General features: G+C 33.7%; 16 protein-coding genes. 1 reads left to right on the forward strand and 15 read right to left on the reverse strand.

Annotation, left to right across the window (positions count from 1 at the left end):
- Positions 1-245: 245 nt before the first annotated feature.
- The 6 genes from PYW44_RS08215 to gmk all read right to left on the reverse strand — a co-directional run bounded on the left by PYW44_RS08215 (position 246) and on the right by gmk (position 6,967).
- Positions 246-938 carry a GNAT family N-acetyltransferase gene (locus PYW44_RS08215; RefSeq protein ID WP_021338709.1) on the reverse strand — a complete coding sequence of 231 codons (693 nt, stop codon included), beginning with the start codon at positions 936-938 and terminating at the stop codon, positions 246-248.
- A 191-nt stretch (positions 939-1,129) separates the two neighbouring features.
- A complete protein-coding gene (locus PYW44_RS08220; protein ID WP_002512295.1) occupies positions 1,130-1,324 on the reverse strand; it encodes a helix-turn-helix domain-containing protein in 195 nt (64 codons plus the stop codon).
- Between the two features lie 752 nt (positions 1,325-2,076).
- Positions 2,077-4,485, reverse strand: a complete 2,409-nt coding sequence (gene priA, locus PYW44_RS08225; RefSeq protein WP_021338708.1) for a primosomal protein N' — start codon at positions 4,483-4,485, stop codon at positions 2,077-2,079.
- A gap of 1 nt (position 4,486) precedes the next feature.
- Positions 4,487-5,695: a bifunctional phosphopantothenoylcysteine decarboxylase/phosphopantothenate--cysteine ligase CoaBC gene (gene coaBC / locus PYW44_RS08230; RefSeq protein ID WP_002507907.1), complete on the reverse strand. Its 1,209-nt coding sequence runs from the start codon at positions 5,693-5,695 to the stop codon at positions 4,487-4,489.
- A 433-nt stretch (positions 5,696-6,128) separates the two neighbouring features.
- Positions 6,129-6,344, reverse strand: coding sequence for a DNA-directed RNA polymerase subunit omega (gene rpoZ, locus PYW44_RS08235; RefSeq protein WP_002507908.1), 216 nt, complete (start codon positions 6,342-6,344; stop codon positions 6,129-6,131).
- Positions 6,344-6,967 (reverse strand): guanylate kinase, encoded by a 624-nt coding sequence (gene gmk / locus PYW44_RS08240; protein WP_002507909.1) that lies wholly within the window; start codon positions 6,965-6,967, stop codon positions 6,344-6,346. The genes rpoZ and gmk overlap by 1 nt, the downstream gene beginning before the upstream one ends.
- Before the next feature lie 159 nt (positions 6,968-7,126).
- Between gmk and PYW44_RS08245 the strand changes: the two genes are divergently transcribed.
- A complete protein-coding gene (locus PYW44_RS08245) occupies positions 7,127-8,824 on the forward strand; it encodes an Rqc2 family fibronectin-binding protein (RefSeq protein ID WP_002512293.1) in 1,698 nt (565 codons plus the stop codon).
- 113 nt (positions 8,825-8,937) lie between these two features.
- Here the strand turns inward: PYW44_RS08245 and PYW44_RS08250 are convergent, their stop codons facing one another.
- The 9 genes from PYW44_RS08250 to PYW44_RS08290 form a co-directional block, all read right to left on the reverse strand.
- Positions 8,938-9,339 carry a VOC family protein gene (locus PYW44_RS08250; protein ID WP_002507911.1) on the reverse strand — a complete coding sequence of 134 codons (402 nt, stop codon included), beginning with the start codon at positions 9,337-9,339 and terminating at the stop codon, positions 8,938-8,940.
- A gap of 127 nt (positions 9,340-9,466) precedes the next feature.
- Positions 9,467-10,321 (reverse strand): YitT family protein, encoded by an 855-nt coding sequence (locus tag PYW44_RS08255; protein ID WP_002507912.1) that lies wholly within the window; start codon positions 10,319-10,321, stop codon positions 9,467-9,469.
- A 672-nt stretch (positions 10,322-10,993) separates the two neighbouring features.
- Entirely contained in the window at positions 10,994-11,179 is a 186-nt protein-coding gene (locus tag PYW44_RS08260) for a hypothetical protein (RefSeq protein WP_002507913.1), read from the reverse strand.
- Between the two features lie 22 nt (positions 11,180-11,201).
- A complete protein-coding gene (pyrE, locus tag PYW44_RS08265; RefSeq protein ID WP_021338707.1) occupies positions 11,202-11,813 on the reverse strand; it encodes an orotate phosphoribosyltransferase in 612 nt (203 codons plus the stop codon).
- 1 nt (position 11,814) lies between these two features.
- Positions 11,815-12,507: an orotidine-5'-phosphate decarboxylase gene (gene pyrF / locus PYW44_RS08270; RefSeq protein WP_021338706.1), complete on the reverse strand. Its 693-nt coding sequence runs from the start codon at positions 12,505-12,507 to the stop codon at positions 11,815-11,817.
- A 110-nt stretch (positions 12,508-12,617) separates the two neighbouring features.
- A complete protein-coding gene (gene carB, locus PYW44_RS08275) occupies positions 12,618-15,791 on the reverse strand; it encodes a carbamoyl-phosphate synthase large subunit (RefSeq protein ID WP_021338705.1) in 3,174 nt (1,057 codons plus the stop codon).
- Entirely contained in the window at positions 15,784-16,884 is a 1,101-nt protein-coding gene (locus PYW44_RS08280; RefSeq protein ID WP_021338704.1) for a carbamoyl phosphate synthase small subunit, read from the reverse strand. The genes carB and PYW44_RS08280 overlap by 8 nt, the downstream gene beginning before the upstream one ends.
- Entirely contained in the window at positions 16,884-18,158 is a 1,275-nt protein-coding gene (locus PYW44_RS08285) for a dihydroorotase (RefSeq protein ID WP_107518225.1), read from the reverse strand. The genes PYW44_RS08280 and PYW44_RS08285 overlap by 1 nt, the downstream gene beginning before the upstream one ends.
- Positions 18,136-19,056: an aspartate carbamoyltransferase catalytic subunit gene (locus tag PYW44_RS08290; RefSeq protein WP_021338702.1), complete on the reverse strand. Its 921-nt coding sequence runs from the start codon at positions 19,054-19,056 to the stop codon at positions 18,136-18,138. Before PYW44_RS08290 ends, PYW44_RS08285 begins: the two co-directional genes overlap by 23 nt.
- Positions 19,057-19,085: the final 29 nt, after the last annotated feature.

Below are 19,085 nucleotides of genomic sequence, written 5' to 3' on the forward strand. Positions count from 1 at the left end.
ACAAAAATTCATCATATCATTATAACTTATTTTGACCAAAAATGCATCATGCATTGTGTAACAGCTAATTTAAATAACCGTACTAGCCGTTTATACTTTAATTTGAAAATATATTTCATCCATTTTAATTACTACATACAGCTTAACAATTCCAAACAAAAAAAAGGAAATATTTTATCAGTTTACAATAAAATATCTCCTTCGTTTTACATGTAATTCAATTATATAAATATTAATTCTCTTTTTTAATTCATAGATAAACTAGTAAGCTGTATGCCAAACTCATCAAAATTATAAGGATTCAGCCACTTTTCAAATTCTATTTTATTTTCATGCCATTCGCTATCTATCATAGATAACCAACATGTATCTCGACTTCTATTTTTATAAATTGTATGATTTCTAAAAATGCCTTCATATTTAAATCCAAGTCGTTTGGCTGCCTTAATAGAAGGTTGATTCAAAGCATCACATTTCCATTCATATCTTCTATAACCTAATGTTTCAAATACATACTTTGCTAATAAATATTGAACCTCAGTTGCAATACGTGATTGTTTTAAAACATTTGAATAATGAATATGGCCCACTTCAATAGATGCATTTTTTTGATTTATTCTTAACAATGATAAAATACCAACCGCTTCTTCCGTTTTGTTGTCAATAATTGAAAAGAAATAAGGATCTTTTGATTTAATTTTATTATTTATGTAGGCTTTAAATTGATTGAAATCTTGAGTTTGTTCATCAGGTAGATATGTCCAATTCGGCGCATCTGCTTCTACACTAAAATGGTTGAATAAATCATCGATATGTTGTGTTGACAATTTTTCCAAGTGACTATATTGTCCTTTTAATGACTTTGTTTCAGGAAAACCAGGCATTTCAAAATCATTTATTATATCACCAATTGGTTGATTGTATTCATTATATACCATTGCAACATCGCCCCTTTATTCACTCGTACTATGCCGAGATTTATAGGCTCACTATACACTAATATTTTAAATTTTGTCTATTTATTTTAAATATTAATTTATAACGCTAAGCTCAATATTTAACAGGTGCGATGATGCGCACACTTTATTGTTACACACTTATTTGGATGAATTTTTGAAGTCTGCTTGATTCACATTAAATCTTCAGAGGTTGTATTAAAAAATTCAGCCAATATTTGTGCGTCTTCATTTTTTAACTTCGTTTGCTTACTTTCTATGCGTTCAATTAATTCAGGACTTAATTTCGTATTATATAAAGATGCGATGCGATTTGATAATTCAACTATGCTTAATCCCGTAGCTTCTCTCTTATTCATTAAACTCATAGACAAAACCCCTTAGATATTGTATTTAGATGATGAAAAATACTCAGCAATGTATTTTATTGTTGATTTTAAAATCTCAGACCTTTATTTTAAATAAGTTCGATTTCAATTTATATTGGACTCGTTACTATTCAATATAACTGTACAAATCATTAAATGCAAATTTTAAATTTGATATGTTTTATATATATTGAATTTGCATACATAATAATTGTTATAGACATTTAAAGTTTTAAAAACAAAAAGTTAAAAAGACCTTTATAATAAATAGTAGCTCACTATTCACTTTTAATAACATTGTTAATTTAACTTAAAGATTTAATTACATTCACCCTATGTTATTGATTTTAGTTATTCTTTTATAATATGGTTACTATATACTTTTACAAAGGATGAATAAGTTTGGATAAAGAAAACTGGTTTATAGCTATTCTAGTAATACTTATGTTTTTAGCGTATTTATTCCCCTTCATAGATGCTATTTATAATCATTAGCAATATTAATAATCTCTTTTTTCCTCACAAAACTCCTCTAATATAATATTTCAAGGATGCAAATCGACGAATGCCAAATATATTAACCAACATTGTTAGCAATCATTCAAATATATAACATTAAAAAGGACAAACAGTTAACTAAGACTTTAAAAACGTCTCAAATTAAACTATTTGTCCTTTTTTGTAGTTTATTTAATTATACAAACCTCTCTAAACTTTGGATCAACTGTAGACAATACATTTAACTAAGTTGCTTACATCATCATTTGGGGATTAATATCAATTTTTAACGATAGCTTGTCTTTTAAATATTGGTCATGATAATAATCATCTAAATACTTAAGCGCTTCGTGGAGCGCTGGTTCACTTTTATATTTAATTAAGATTTGAAAGCGATATTCATTATTTATCCTTGATAATGCTGCTGGTGATGGTCCTAACACTAATGCTTTATCCGATAAATGCTGTAATAAAATTTTATGAATATGTTTCGATGCTTCCATGACTTTCTTCATATCTTTGTGTGAGATAGTGAAATTAATTAAAAAGAAGTAAGGAGGATATTTACCTATTTTCCTATAATTCATCTCTTTGTTAAAGAAAGCCGGATAATCATTTTCTTGAACATCTTTAATCGCATAATGTTCTGGGTTATAAGTTTGAATGATTACTTGACCTTCTTTTTCGTGACGTCCTGCACGACCTGATACTTGCGTTAATAATTGGTAAGTACGTTCACTTGCTCTGAAGTCAGGAAGGTTCAACATTGTATCCGCGTTGAGTACACCTACGAGTGTGATGTTAGGAAAATCTAACCCTTTCGCAATCATTTGAGTACCTAATAAAATATCTCCTTTACCTGAGCCAAAATCATTTAATAATTTTTCATGAGCACCTTTACGAGATGTAGTATCAACATCCATTCGTATAATGCGTGCTTCCTGGAACACTTCTTGTAATAACTCCTCAACTCTTTGTGTTCCAGTACCAACTTGTCTGATATGTTCACTTTCACAATTAGGACATTTGCTCGGTGGTGTTTCTTGATGACCACAATAATGACACTTCAATTGATCCGAAGACTTGTGATAAGTTAATGAGATATCACAATTAGGACATTGTGGTACATGACCACAATCTCTGCATAACATAAATGATGCATAGCCTCGACGGTTTAAAAACAATACAATCTGTTCTTGTTTATCTAAACGAGTTTGAATGGCTTCACGTAATTGTTCGGAAAACATAGACCGATTACCTGAACTTAATTCAGCTCTCATATCAACGATTTCAATTTCTGGCAACGCCTGTTGATTGACTCTGTTTGGTAAAGATAACAGTTCATAAACGCCCTTATCTGCGCGCGCGTATGTTTCTAAACTTGGTGTGGCACTCCCTAATATCAATGGGCACTGATGATATTGACTGCGCCACTCTGCGATATCACGTGCATGATATCTAGGATAATCCTCTTGTTTATAAGATGATTCATGTTCTTCATCAATAATGATCATGCCTAAATTTTTAAATGGCGCAAACACGCTTGACCGTGCACCAACACTTACCCGAGCTTTACCATCTCTGATTTTTTGCCATTCATCATAGCGTTCACCTTTCGACAAACCTGAGTGGAGCACGGCAACTTCGTCACCAAATCGTTGCTTAAACCTTAAAACCATTTGTGGGGTTAATGCAATTTCTGGCACTAGCATCATAGCTTGTCTATCTAAATGCAACACTTCCTCAATTGTTTGCAAATAAACTTCAGTCTTTCCTGAACCAGTCACACCATGGAGTAAAAAAGTTCTCTGTTCATGTGCCTTAATATTTTTAAGTATTGCTTCAAACGCTTGTTGTTGATCAGCTGTGAGTTGTTGCTTTTCATCTTGTTCAAATACACGCGTTTCAAAGGGATCACGTTCCACGATTGCATCGTATTTTTCCACAAAGCCTTTGCGCATCAGTGTATCAATACTTGATTTTGAAAAGTTCATTGCTTCTAATTGTTTCAGTAGTACAGTATGATGACGTTCATCAATTAAATAAGCATATAAATCATATTGCTTTTGAGACTTTTCTAAAGAACCCAATACAGCATCATATTCAAAACCTTCTACCACTCTCACAGCACGTTGTTTCTTTTTGCTGAGACTTTGAGAAAGCAATGTCACTTCACTAATATCACCTTGCTTTAATAAAGGAGAGATGGCGGATAGATCATCATTATATTGAGCTTCTTTATACGCATAATGACCTTCACTGTCAAAACGGAGTCGTAACTGTTCCGGAATCGCTTCATCATTTTCAATTGAAAAAACTTTTGTATATTTAGCTTTAATTGCACTTGGTAACATCACTTCTAACATAGAAATACGCTTCGTCACAAAGTAATTATTATACCAATCTGTTAACTTAATAAGTTCTTCAGTTAATTCTGGTTTAATATCTTGAATTTCTTTTATCTCTTTAAGCTTAGCTATATCTATATTTGCATCGGGTTGTTCTGTTATTTCCATAATATAGCCTTGAATTGTCCTTGGTCCAAAAGGCACAATGACACGCATACCAACTTGTATCATAGATTGTAGTCTTGTAGGAATTATATAATCGAACGTAAAGTCCACACTTTTAGAAGGTATATCAACAATTACTTTTGCTATCATTTTATTCCCACCTTGTTTCTAAACTATCTAAGATATGCTCCGCTAATATGACTTTTTTGTGTTTTCCTAAACTCATAGGATTTCCATTTTTAAAGTACATCGTATAGTCATTATCATCTGAACTAAACCCTATTGAACGATCTCCTACGTTATTAGCAATAATCACATCTGCATTTTTATGTTGCAGTTTTTTCTGCGCATATGTTTCAATATTTTGTGTTTCTGCTGCAAAGCCTACTAAGAATTGCTTTGTTTTGTGTTCACCTAGATATTTCAAAATATCTGGTGTACGTTTAAAAGTCACAGATAATGTACCGTCTTGTTTTTTTAGTTTGTGCTCTAACATTTCAGCAGGCGCATAATCTGATACTGCTGCAGCTTTAAATACGATATCTTGTTCATCAAAGTGTGTTTTCACCGCTTCAAACATTTCCTCAGCACTCTGAATTTGAATAACATTCACATTTTCTGGAGGTGTTAGATGTGTAGGTCCAGATACGAGTGTGACGTTAGCCCCACGCTTAGTTAGTGATTCTGCCAATGCATAACCAATTTTTCCTGATGATCGGTTAGATAAATAACGTACTGGGTCTAACTCTTCGACAGTCGGTCCAGCAGTGATTAGTGCATTCATACCTTCAAATCGACTGTCTATCGAATAAGATGCTTGGTCATTGTGTTTAAAAAACTGGTTTAACCTTTCAACAATTTGCAAAGGTTCTTCCATACGGCCTTTTGCTACATAGCCACATGCTAAAAAGCCCTCACCAGGTTCAAGAAAATAATAACCATCTGAACTCAGTGTAGCGAGATTGTGTTGTGTTCGCTTATTTTCATACATATGCACATTCATCGCTGGCGCAATAAATTTAGCAGTTTCAGTAGCGAGCAATGTCGACGTTACCATATCATCTGCAATACCATTTGCAAGTTTAGCAATGATATTTGCTGTCGCTGGTGCCACTACGATTGCGTCTGCCCAATCACCTAATGCGATATGTTGAATTTCTTCCGGATTTTGTTCTAAAAAAGTACTTGTATAAACTGGATTTCTACCAATTGCTTGAAAAGCTAATGGAGTCACAAACTCTTGTGCATGATCTGTAAGCATGACTCTAACGTCATAGTCTGCTTGCGTTAATTTACTTGTTAAATCAATTGCTTTATACGCAGCAATTCCACCTGTAACAGCAAGTAATATTCGTTTCATTGCAAATCTCCTCCAAATAATTTAAATATGACCTCTTAATGGACTATAACTTTATATTTTTAAATAAAACAAAGGTTAATTTGTTATTGAATGCTTTAAATAAATGATTAATCACCATTATACACAAAATTTTAAATTAAATAAAAAAAGGGAGCAGGATAGAAATCAAAAATTTGATTTCGTATTCCCGCTCCGCAAGCCTTATTAAAAAAGAACACAAGAACTGAAGCGCTTATATCCGCACTACTTTCTCTTCATAAATGAAGATATAGCACTTTAAAAGCTTGAAACAAGTACAATGAGATATCAAACAACTACTGTTCAATCTAACAAATGAGTCTGAGACACGCATTTATGTCCCAGACTCATTTTGAAAAACTTTAAACTAGCAGCGTGCTAGTTATTATTTATATGTTTCAAGATTAACTTTTAATTACTTAGATGGTATTTTATATAGTCCGTCCGGATAAACATCTCCGCCAGCGATTTCTTCTAGCGCTTTACCTACAGGTTTTTTTGCATCATATTTACTTAACAATGCTGATTCTGGATTTTCATCTATTTCACGAGCACGTTTTGCAGCAGTAGTTGCAATTAAATATTTTGAATTAACTTTTGCTGTTAATTCGTTTAATGGTGGGTATAACATTATTTTTTTGCCTCCAATATCATTTTTCTATATTTCGCTTCAATACGTTCTCTCTTCAAATGCTCAGCTTCTACAATAGATTGAATACGTTGTTTAGCTAACTCTACTTCATCATTAACTACAACATAGTCATACAAGTTCATCATTTCGACTTCTTTACGTGCTTCATTCACACGACTTTGAATTTTTTCATCAGATTCCGTACCACGACCGACTAATCGTTCACGTAAATGATCTAAACTTGGCGGGGCAAGAAAAACAAACAATGCATCTGGGAATTTCTTACGCACTTGTTTCGCACCTTCTACTTCAATTTCTAAAAATACGTCATGGCCTTGCTCCATCGTATCTTTAACATATTGAACAGGCGTCCCATAGTAATTTCCTACGTATTCAGCATATTCTATAAATTCATCTTGTTTAATTAATTCCTCAAATTCTGCTTTTGCTTTGAAAAAATAATCAACACCATCTACTTCACCTTCACGTTTACTACGTGTGGTCATTGAAATAGAATATTTATAAGATGTGGCTGGATCATCAAATATTTTTTTTCTAACTGTCCCTTTTCCTACACCAGAAGGTCCAGATAGTACAATCAATAAACCTTTCTCATTATCCATGACTTACTACCTCTCTAAGCTAATCTTCTATTATTAACATATGATACCATAAGAAACATTCAATTGTATAGCGTCCCACAACACAAACTTTGCTCATGACCTAATCTTTGCGCCATGTTACAATATGTTGAATGACTAAAAATAAGGTGGCTGATAGTAATGGCATATGATGGTTTATTCACTAAAAAAATGGTGGAATCTCTACAATTTCTTGTAGGTGGTAGAATCCACAAAATAAATCAACCAGAAAACGACACACTTCTTGTCGTCGTGCGTCAAAATCGTAAAAATCATCAGCTTCTACTTTCTATCCATCCAAGTTTTACTAGAATGCATTTAACTAATAAAAAATATGATAATCCATTTGATCCTCCTATGTTTGCACGTGTGTTCCGTAAACATATTGAAGGTGGCTTTATAAAAGCAGTAAGACAAATTGGTAATGATAGACGTGTAGAAATAGATGTACAGAGTAAAGATGAAATTGGCGATACAATACATCGTACAATTATATTGGAAATTATGGGTAAACACAGTAATTTAATTTTAGTAAATGAACAGCGCAAGATTATTGAAGGCTTTAAGCATTTAACACCAAATACAAATCAGTATCGTACTGTAATGCCTGGTTTTCAATATGAAGCACCACCTGCGCAAAACAAAATTAATCCATATGATATATCAGGAGAAACTGTATTAAAATATATAGATTTTAATAGTGGAAAAATAGCACGACAATTACTAGATCATTTAGAAGGTTTTAGTCCATTAATCACTAATGAAATTGTTAGCAGAAAACAATTTATGACTGCTCAAACATTGCCTGAAGCATTTGATATAGTAATTGAAGAAACTAAGGGGGAGCCCACACCTGTTTTCCATAAAAATCATGAAACAGGTAAAGAAGATTTTTACTTTATGAAATTAAATCAATTTTATGATGATGTTGTAGAATATGATTCACTGCATGATTTACTTGATCGCTATTATGATGCACGTGGCGAGAGAGAACGCGTCAAACAACGTGCGAATGATTTAGTTAAATTTGTACAACAACAACTTCATAAATATCAAAATAAATTAAGTAAACTAATTGATGAGCAAGAAGGTACAAAAGAAAAAGAATTACAGCAACTGTATGGTGAGTTAATAACTGCCAATATTTATCAAATTAAGCAAGGCGATAAAGAAATTACAACGCTTAATTATTATACTGGTGAAGAAATTACGATTCCTCTTAACCCAACTAAAGCCCCTGCTGTTAATGCGCAGAATTATTATAAAAAATATAACAAGTTAAAAACAAGAGCACACGAGTTACTACGTCAAATTGAATTAACTCAAGAGAATATTGCTTATTTTGAAAGTATTGAACAACAACTCGCACATATCTCTGTTGATGAGATTGATGATATCCGTGATGAGCTTGCAGAACAGGGCTTTATGAAACAACGCAAACAAAATAAGAAGAAAAAGAAACAAACCATTCAATTACAAGAATATGTTTCAACTGATGGTGATACAATTCTTGTCGGTAAAAACAATAAACAAAATGATTATTTAACGAATAAAAAAGCGGCAAAAAACCATCTTTGGTTCCACACGAAAGATATACCAGGCTCACATGTTGTGATACTTAGTGATGCACCAAGTGAAGACACGATTAAAGAAGCGGCCATGTTATCTGGTTATTTCTCCAAAGCTGGTAATTCCGGACAAATTCCAGTAGATTACACAGAAATTAGGCATGTACACAAACCTTCAGGTGCCAAACCAGGTTTTGTAACATATGATAATCAGAAAACGCTTTTTGCTACACCAGATTATGATCACATTCAAAAAATGAAAGTAAAATAATTTTTATTATAAGCGTTAGGATTATCAAAGCGCATAATAAAAAAGCTAGGATAAAGTCGTTTGCTCTTTCAAAAACGATTATATCCTAGCTTTTTTCATTTTATAATTTAATTTTATTCTGGCAATGCTAATTGAAAATTAACACCAAATTTATCTTGTATCCAAGCAAATTCTCTAAATGGTGGCATCTGAGTTTTAGGCATTAAAATAGCCCCACCACTTTTCAGATTACTGAATAAGCGTTCCATTTCTAACGCACTGTCTACAGTGACATACAATGATACGGCTGGATTCATTTCTATATCGACACCATTCATGTTATCAATTGCCATAAACACTTGATCTTTCAACCTGAAAATAGCGTGTTGAACAGCACCTGTTGGTTCTTTATCACTTTCACTATATCTTACCAATGCCAATATTTCAGCATCTTCAAATGTATTAACATATAAATTAATTGCTTCTTCTGCATCTCCATTGAACATTAGAAATGTAGTTATTTTTGGTATAGCCATTATCCAACCTCCTTAATTCTTCTTAATACTAGAATAAATGATAAATTGTAAAAAATCGAATATACAACGCTATTATAAATTGTAAAATATTTACAAATTCTTATTTGCAATCGTTTAAAATATTGGCTTATGTTAAATTAATAAATCCACTGCCTAGCACGTCACGTACATCATGTATAACTAAGAAAGCTTTGTCATCTTCTTCATTCACCAATTTTTTGACTCGCGTGACTTGGGATTGTGGCACTACAACATATAACATACTTGTTTCTTTTTTACCGAAACCGCCTTTCCCTTTAAGTAAGGTTGAGCCTCTGCCTGTAAAACTGTTAATTTTATCACTAATATTTTCATTTTTATCTGAAATAATTGTAACAGCTTTTTTAGGATTAAATCCTTCAATTATAAATGCAGTTGCACGTTCGGTAATGAATATCATAATAATCGTAAACAACACATTTTCTAACGGTAAGACAAACAAGAACGATAGGACAACTAAACCATCTAATAAGAATATACCTTGTGAAGTTTTTATATCAAAGTACTTATTCAGCATTTTAGCTACAACTGAAGTTCCTCCAATGACACCACCTGCTGCAATAACCAAGCCGATGCCCACGCCTACAAACACACCACCAAAAGCAGCGTTGATTACAAAGTTATCTATACCTGTACTAAAATTTTCAGTTAAATCTAAAAATAGAGAAATTGCCGTATTTGCAATAAAAGTATATACAGCAGTTCTGGTACTTAAAAATTTCCAACCTACAATAATAACGATTGTATTAATAATTAAAGAAGTTAAAGCTGGCGACCAACCAAAAGCATATTTGAGCGCTAAAGATATACCAACTGTGCCTCCATCCCCTAGATTAGATTCTAAGATAAAGCAATTTACTGCAATTGCACTGACAAATGCGCCAATTAAACAAACAATGACATTTTTAGTATGATCACGGAATAATTGTTTCATCATTTTCATTTAAGCACCCCTTACATTTTCAAAAATTATACCTCTTTGGCAAACAATTACGAGTAGTATTTTCAATTCAGTCAGCTAAAATCAATATAACTATTGAGGCTAAGACTTATATTTATGTCCCAGCCTCATGAAAATATATTATTGTAATTCTAAGTTATACATCGTATTATAAATGTAAATGTACCACAACAATAGTAGTCACACCACTTTGTAATTTTTGTAAAGCTTTTAGCCCATTACTTTCAAAAAATGTATAACAGTCAACTCTTTTTTTAGTTGAATGACTATATCATCTTTATTTCTTTTACTTTTTCATATTTACAGTTAGAATAAATATAAATCTAATTGGAGGTATTTCATGTCTTTTTATATTATTCCATTACTTATCGCAGCATTAGTATTATTAGTAGGTTATATTATTATTAAACTTATGATCCGCTAATAACTATACTACACAATTACACAATTTAGTTTTAATACGGTCAGCACATATAATAAGTACTATATTGATAGTCTTTATCGGTAAAAAATGACTTTAATTTAACAAATTCCAACAAAAAGTTTACTATATCAAAATGATTTAATATAAAGAGGAAGGTCAAAATGGAATTCATTTTGATCTTCCTCTTTATTATGGTCTTAAATACGTCTATACATATTACATGTTATGATTTACTTAATGTGTCCTTTTTGTTTAATACTAGACTTTGATTTCTTGTATATATTTGCTTCAGATGTGTTAGCTAGCCATTCGTTTTTATCGTCTGAATGAGATGGATGTCTATAATCGTCTTCTTTTTTTAAAAAATCATTTAAATGTGCAAAGTGATTATATGCTTTTTTCGGGTCTTCTGTCATAATATCCCCTCCAACTCATATTTTAAGACAAGTTGTCCCGCCATTCAACTAATGTATCAATATCAATGTCAGAAATTTCTCCCTTTTCTTTAGCTACCTCAATTAATTCATTATAATTACTTAAAGTAAAGAAAGGTATTTGGGCTGCTTTAAATTGTTCATCCGCTTTTTTTAGACCGTACGTAAATATAGCTACAACGCCTAGAACATCAGCTCCTGCCTCTTTTAACGCCTCCACAGCAGTTATAGAAGAACCTCCTGTTGAAATTAAGTCTTCAATGACAACCACTTTTTTACCTTTGCTCAATGCACCTTCAATTTGGTTTTGTTTACCATGGCTCTTACTTTTAGAACGCACATAATTCATCGGTAAATCTAGCACTTCAGAAACATAGGCAGCATGTGGAATACCAGCTGTTGCAGTGCCTGAAACGATTTCCACATCCGCAAAATTATTTTTAATTAATGTAATTAAACCATTTCTAATATTACGTCGAACAGAAGGATGACCTAATGTCACTCGGTTATCGCAATATATAGGTGATTTAATACCTGAACTCCATGTAAACGGGTCGTTTGGCGAAAGTGAAACTGCTTTAATATCTAATAGTGCTTTTGCTATTGCTTTAGCCATTTTAACTTAACCAACTTTCTTTAATTTTATGATAACTTGCAACCGGATTATTACTTTTTGTAATTGGTCGTCCTACTACAATATGTGTCGAGCCTAATTGTTTTGCTTCTTCCGGTGTAGTAATTCTTTTTTGATCGTCCAAATGCGTATTCGCTGGCCTAATACCAGGTGTTACTTTTAAAAAGTTTTTGCCGAGTTCGCCTGTGAGTAATGCCGATTCAAGTGGTGAACATACGACACCATCTAAACCAGATGTTTTGGCTAGATGCGCATAATTAAGCACTGCATCTTCTATAGAACTTTGAATATTTTGTTCATTTCTTAACATGGTTTCTGTAGTTGAAGTAAGTTGCGTAACTGCCACAATTTTAATATTTTGGTTATGTTTTTTTAAGCCTTCTAATGCGCGCGTCATCATTTCAGTTCCGCCAGCAGCATGTACGTTGACTAAATCAACGTTTAATTTACTTAATCCTTCCATTGCCTTACCCACAGTATTAGGGATATCATGTAATTTTAAATCCAAAAAAATATCGTGTCCGCGTGCTTTAATAGACGCTATTAATTGTGGTCCAGTTTGATAAAAAAGTTCCATACCTATCTTTACAAAAAGTGGCTCATCAAATTGGTCTAAGAATGTATCCACCGCTTCTGATGAATCAAAGTCTAGTGCAATAATTGGTAAATTATTCATAATATGTTCTACACCTCGTATTTTAAAAACTTCTACTATATGAACTAAGATAAAAAAATTGTTGCGCAATCACGCTATTATTTTATCTTAGTTGATAGCAAACTTAACTATTACATATTTTTCATGGTAAATGTCATGCTTTCAATCACTGACGTTAGTGCATCAGCTGTGTCTAATGAAGTGAGACAAGGCACGCCATTCTCAACTGATGTACGTCTGATTTGGAAGCCATCACGTTCGAATTCCTTACCTTTCGTCATCGTATTCACTACAATTTGTACTTCGCTTTGTTGAATACGCGTTAATAAATCATTTTCTTTACCAATTTTACCGACAATTTCTGTTGGTATATTATGCTCAGCTAATTTATTGGCAGTACCTTCTGTTGCTAAAATTTTATAGCCTACTTCATTTAAACGATGTGCGATACTGACTACTTCTTCTTTATCTTTATCACTCACTGTCATCAATACAGTACCATGATCTTTTACTTCCATACCGCTGGCTGTTAATCCTTTGAATAGGGCTTTTTCCATTGTTGTATCTTTACCCATAACTTCTCCTGTTGATTTCATTTCAGGTCCGAGCGTAATATCAACATTTTTCAACTTATTAAAGCTAAACACTGGCGCTTTGACAAAGACACCTTCAGTATATGGCTGAATACCTGCTTTATAACCTAAATCTACAAGTTTTTCACCCATAATCGCACGCATCGCTAGCTGAGCCATTTGGATGTTCGTAATTTTACTTAAAAATGGTACTGTACGGCTCGAACGTGGATTCACTTCTAAGACGAAGACACCATCACGCGCAATAACAAATTGGATATTAATTAATCCTTTAATATTTAATCCTTTAGCTAACCTAATCGTATAGTCCTCTAACGTAACCATTTCTTCTTGCGTTAATGTCTGTGGTGGATAGACTGCTATAGAGTCTCCTGAGTGAACACCAGCTCTTTCGATATGCTCCATAATACCAGGGATTATAACAGTTTCCCCATCAGATATCGCATCCACTTCAATTTCTTTACCTGTCAAATAACTATCTACTAGTACTGGATGATCAGGACTCGCTTTAACCGCTTGGTTCATGTAATCTTCTAGTTCGGCATCACTATTCACAATTTCCATCGCGCGTCCACCTAATACATATGAAGGCCTTACAACAACTGGATAACCTATATTTCTCGCATTTTCTAATGCTTCTTTTGGAGACGTCGCTGTTTTACCTTGAGGCTGAGGTACATCAATCATGTGTAATAATGCTTCAAATTCTTTACGGTCTTCAGCACGATTTAGATTTTCTAAAGATGTTCCTAAAATTTGAACGTCATGCTTAGCAAGTTTATCTGCTAAGTTGATTGCTGTTTGGCCACCAAATTGTACAACTACACCTTTAGGCTGCTCTAAATCAATAATATTCATAACGTCTTCTTCTGTTAATGGCTCAAAGTATAATTTATCAGAAATTGAAAAGTCTGTTGATACGGTTTCTGGATTGTTATTAATGATAATTGCTTCATAACCTGCACGTTGTATTGCCCACACCGCATGCACTGTTGCATAATCAAATTCTACGCCCTGTCCTATACGAATTGGCCCTGAACCGAGCACAAGAATTTTTTCTTTGTCTGTAACAATAGATTCGTTTTCATATTCATACGTACCATAATAATATGGCGTTGCTGATTCGAATTCTGCCGCACAAGTGTCTACCATTTTATAAACTGGCGTTATACCATTTTTTATTCTTAAATCATGAACTTCTTCTTCGGTCATATCAAAACGGTGTGCAATGACACGATCACTAAAGCCATAATCTTTGGCAAATTTCAGATATTCGATATCACCTTTATTGGCCTTCAAATCATGCTCAATGTTGATGATATGTTGGAATTTATTTAAGAAGAAGTAATCAATTTGTGTCATATCATGAATTTCTTCTAATGTTGTTCCACGGCGTATCGCTTCACCTATAAAGAATAAACGTTCATCATCTTGATCATTGATACGAGCTTTAATGTAATCTAAATCATAAGAATCTCCGTTTGGTAAACCAAGGTGATGTACACCATACTCTAAGGAACGAATTGCTTTCAGTAGTGACTCTTCGTAAGTTCTACCAATTGCCATAACCTCGCCAGTTGCTTTCATTTGAGTTCCTAAAACACGTTCACCTTTTTCAAATTTATCAAATGGGAAACGTGGAATTTTCGAAATAACATAATCTAAAGTTGGCTCAAATGCAGCATAAGATGTACCTGTAATTGGATTTAACATTTCGTCTAACGATAAGCCAACTGCGATTTTAGCTGCTAATTTAGCAATTGGATAACCTGTTGCTTTAGAGGCTAATGCCGACGAACGAGATACACGTGGATTTACTTCAATAATATAATAATCCATAGAGTGTGGATCTAAAGCTAACTGCACGTTACAGCCGCCTTCTATACCTAAAGCACGGATTACTTTTAATGACACGTCACGTAGCATCTGATATTCAATGTCTGACAATGTTTGACTCGGCGCCACAACAATCGAATCGCCTGTATGTATACCAACTGGATCAATATTTTCCATGTTACACACAACGATAGCGTTATCGTTTTTGTCACGCATTACTTCATATTCAATTTCCTTGAAACCAGCAATTGATTTTTCAATTAAACATTGTGTTGCTGGACTATAATGTAATCCATTCGCTACAATTTCTTTGAATTCATCATCATTATGACAAATACCGCCGCCAGTACCTCCCATTGTAAATGCTGGTCTTACGATGAGTGGATAGCCAACTTTTTCTTTAAACATAAACGCTTGTTCTACAGTGTTTACAATATCACTTTCAGGCACAGGCACATCAAGTTCATTCATTAATGATCTAAATAATTCTCTGTCTTCTGCCTGTTGAATAGATTCTAATTTAGTGCCTAAAAGTTGTACATTGTTTGCTTCAAGTTCACCGCTATCATGTAATTGAATGGCCATGTTCAATCCTGTTTGTCCACCTAATGTAGGTAATAATGCGTCCGGCTGTTCTTTACGAATAATGCGAGCTATGAAATCATGTGTTAATGGTTCAATATATACTTTATCTGCAATTTCTTTGTCAGTCATAATTGTTGCTGGATTAGAGTTTACTAATATTACACGGTAGCCCTCTTCCTTTAATGCTAGACAAGCTTGTGTTCCTGCATAATCAAATTCTGCAGCTTGACCAATGATAATTGGTCCGGATCCAATAACTAAAATCGTTTCTATATCTGTACGTTTAGGCATTTGACATACGCTCCTTCGCTTTAAAATCATTCATCATATCGATAAACTCATCAAATAAGTAATTTGAATCAGATGGTCCTGGACATGCTTCAGGGTGATATTGAACTGAAAATGCTGGTAATGACTTATGTTTTAAACCTTCTACCGTTCCATCATTGATTGCAATATGTGTAATTTCTAAGTCACTATCAATTAATGAGTCTTTATCGATTGCGTAACCGTGGTTTTGACTTGTTATTGCAATTTTTCCTGTTTTGAGATCTTTTACAGGATGATTGGCACCTCTATGACCAAATTTCATTTTGAATGATGTGGCACCTTGAGATAAGGCGAAAAGTTGATGTCCTAAACATATACCAAAGAACGGAACGTGTCCTAGTATACCTTTAATCATTTCAACTGCGATTTTTACTTCTTCAGGGTCTCCTGGTCCGTTAGAAAGCATTACCCCATCTGGAGTCATTCTCATAATTGCCTCAGCTGAAGTATCATATGGTACGACGGTTACATTACAACCACGCAAATTCAATTCTCTAACGATATTCTGTTTTTTACCAAAATCGACTAATACGACACTCAAATCATAACCAGTTGAAACGTAAGGTGTTTTCGTTGATACTTCTGTCACCTCATTTTTAGGTAATTCAGTCGTTTTTAACTGTTCTACTAATGATTCAATTTCAGCTTTATTATCAGTATAAGCTGCTTTTAACACGCCGAAATTTCTGATTTTTCTGGTAATACTACGCGTATCAACACCTGAAATACCTGGAATATCATATTCTACTAATACGTCATGTAATGTCTTTTGTTTTCTGAAATTGCTTGGATGATCACTTGCTTCTTTAACAACTACACCATTTAGGGTAGGTACAAGTGATTCAAAGTCATCTCGATTTATACCATAATTTCCGATAAGTGGATATGTAAATGTAATAATTTGACCCGTGTATGACGGGTCCGATATTGTTTCTTGATAACCCGTCATTGCAGTATTAAAAACAATTTCTCCTACTGTTAATTGGTCAGAACCAAGGGGATAGCCTTCGTAATATGAACCGTCTTCTAAAACTAGATAGCGTTTCTTCAACATTATTGTTCCTCCTTAAATTTAACTTCACCTTCAACCATTGTTAATACTGGCGTACCATATACTTTATAACCTATAAATGGCGTATTACTTCCTTTAGATGCAAAATCCTCTGCTTTTATTTCACTTTCCTCATCTAGGTTAATAATTGTTAAATCTGCTAATCCGCCTTCTTCTAATGTACCATAAGGTAACTCGAAAGTCTGAGCTGGTTTAATCGTTAAATAATCTACTAACTGTTGTAACGACCAATCAGCATTTTTTACAAAATGCGTATACAATAATGGGAAAGCTGTTTCGCTTCCAACAATACCAAATGGCGCTTTTGTCATAGGCTGTGCTTTTTCTTCTGTAGCGTGTGGCGCATGGTCTGTTGCAATACAGTCTATCGTACCATCTAATAGGCCTTCAATCAGTGCTTCTCTATCTTCTTTGCTTCTTAATGGAGGATTCATTTTATAAATCGCATCATCACCTGGAACATCATCTTCAGTTAATAATAAATGATGTGGTGTAACTTCTGCTGTCACATGTATCCCTGCTTTTTTAGCATCACGAATTGCTCTGACACTCTCTTTCGTAGATACATGACATACATGATAATGTGCGCCAGCCGCTTCTGCTAATAGCACATCACGTGCAATTTGTACTGCTTCACAAATATTTGGAATACCAGGAATGCCTAAAGCTTTACTGCGTTGTCCTTCATGCATAGCGCCACCATAAATTAAACTGTTATCTTCACAGTGTGCTACGACTGCTTTATTCACTTTTGCTGCTGCTTGCATCGCCTCATACATCATATTAGCTTGTTGAACACCTACACCATCATCTGTAAATGCAAATGCACCGTTGTTAGCAAGTGTTTCAAAATCGACATGTTCTTTACCAGCTTGTCTCACTGTAATAGCTGCGTAAGGTAATACTCTTACTTCAGCATTATCTTCTATTAATTGATTTAAATGATTTAAATTTTCTTTTGAATCAGGCACTGGACGCGTATTTGGCATTGGACAGACGGTTGTAAATCCACCTCTAGCAGCTGCTTTCGTACCCGTTGCTATTGTTTCTTTATGCTCCCCACCTGGTTCACGTAAGTGCACATGCACATCTACTAAACCTGGAGAAACAAACCGTCCTTTAACATCAATTATCTCAGTATTTGTATCTACCTCAATTTGCGTAGCTATTTGTTTAATATGTTGTCCTTCAACTAAGATAGACACCGTTTCAAATTCACCGTTTTTTAAGATTTTAGCATTCGTTAATAATTTCATTTGTTTCTGCCCCTTTCGATTGTAAAATATAATCTATAACTGCCATGCGTAAGTACATGCCATTTTCCATTTGTTTGAAAATACGTGATTTTGATGCTTCTACAAGTGAATCTTCTATTTCCACACCTCTATTTACTGGTGCTGGATGCATCACGATTGCTTGTGATTTTAGCCTATTATATCTCGCTTGCGTTAACCCGTATTGATTATGATAGTTACTTACTTCAAATTGTGTTGTGTTCTCGTCTGTATGTCTTTCGTGTTGTACTCTTAATAACATTACTATATCTACCTCATCTATTACAGTATCAATATCTTGATACGGCGCATCTAAGGAATCATCTTTCCAAGCATCTGGGCTAGAAAACATTACGTTAGCACCCAGTGCTGTTAAACTTTGAAAATTACTTCGAGCGACACGAGAGTTTTTAATATCACCACAAATCAAAATATTTAAGCCCTCAAAAGTTTGATATTCTTCATAGATTGTCATGATGTCTAGTAAGCTTTGTGTCGGGTGTTGCCCACTGCCATCTCCTGCATTAATAATTGGTACGTTAAGCGATTTTAATTCATCATAATAAGTGGTTTGTGAATGTCTTATTACCAGAACATCTGCACCTACTTGTTCTAAAGTTTTACACGTGTCATATAATGTTTCCCCTTTTTGAACAGAAGATGTATTTGTTTCAAAATCAATTAATTTCAGTCCTAATTTTTGTTCTGCTACTAAGAAACTACTTTTCGTACGTGTTGAGTTTTCAAAAAATAAATTTGCTACAAATTTATCTTCATAACGTCGAGGTTCTAGTTCACCTTTTTTTATTGCACTCGCACGTTTGACTAATTCATATATTTCATTTGTAGTTAGATGTTCCATCGACAATAAGTTATCCAATTTTTTAGCCTCCTCATAATGATCAATGC

It is taken from the genome of Staphylococcus equorum (assembly GCF_029024965.1).
In the GTDB taxonomy this organism is placed as follows: domain Bacteria; phylum Bacillota; class Bacilli; order Staphylococcales; family Staphylococcaceae; genus Staphylococcus; species Staphylococcus equorum.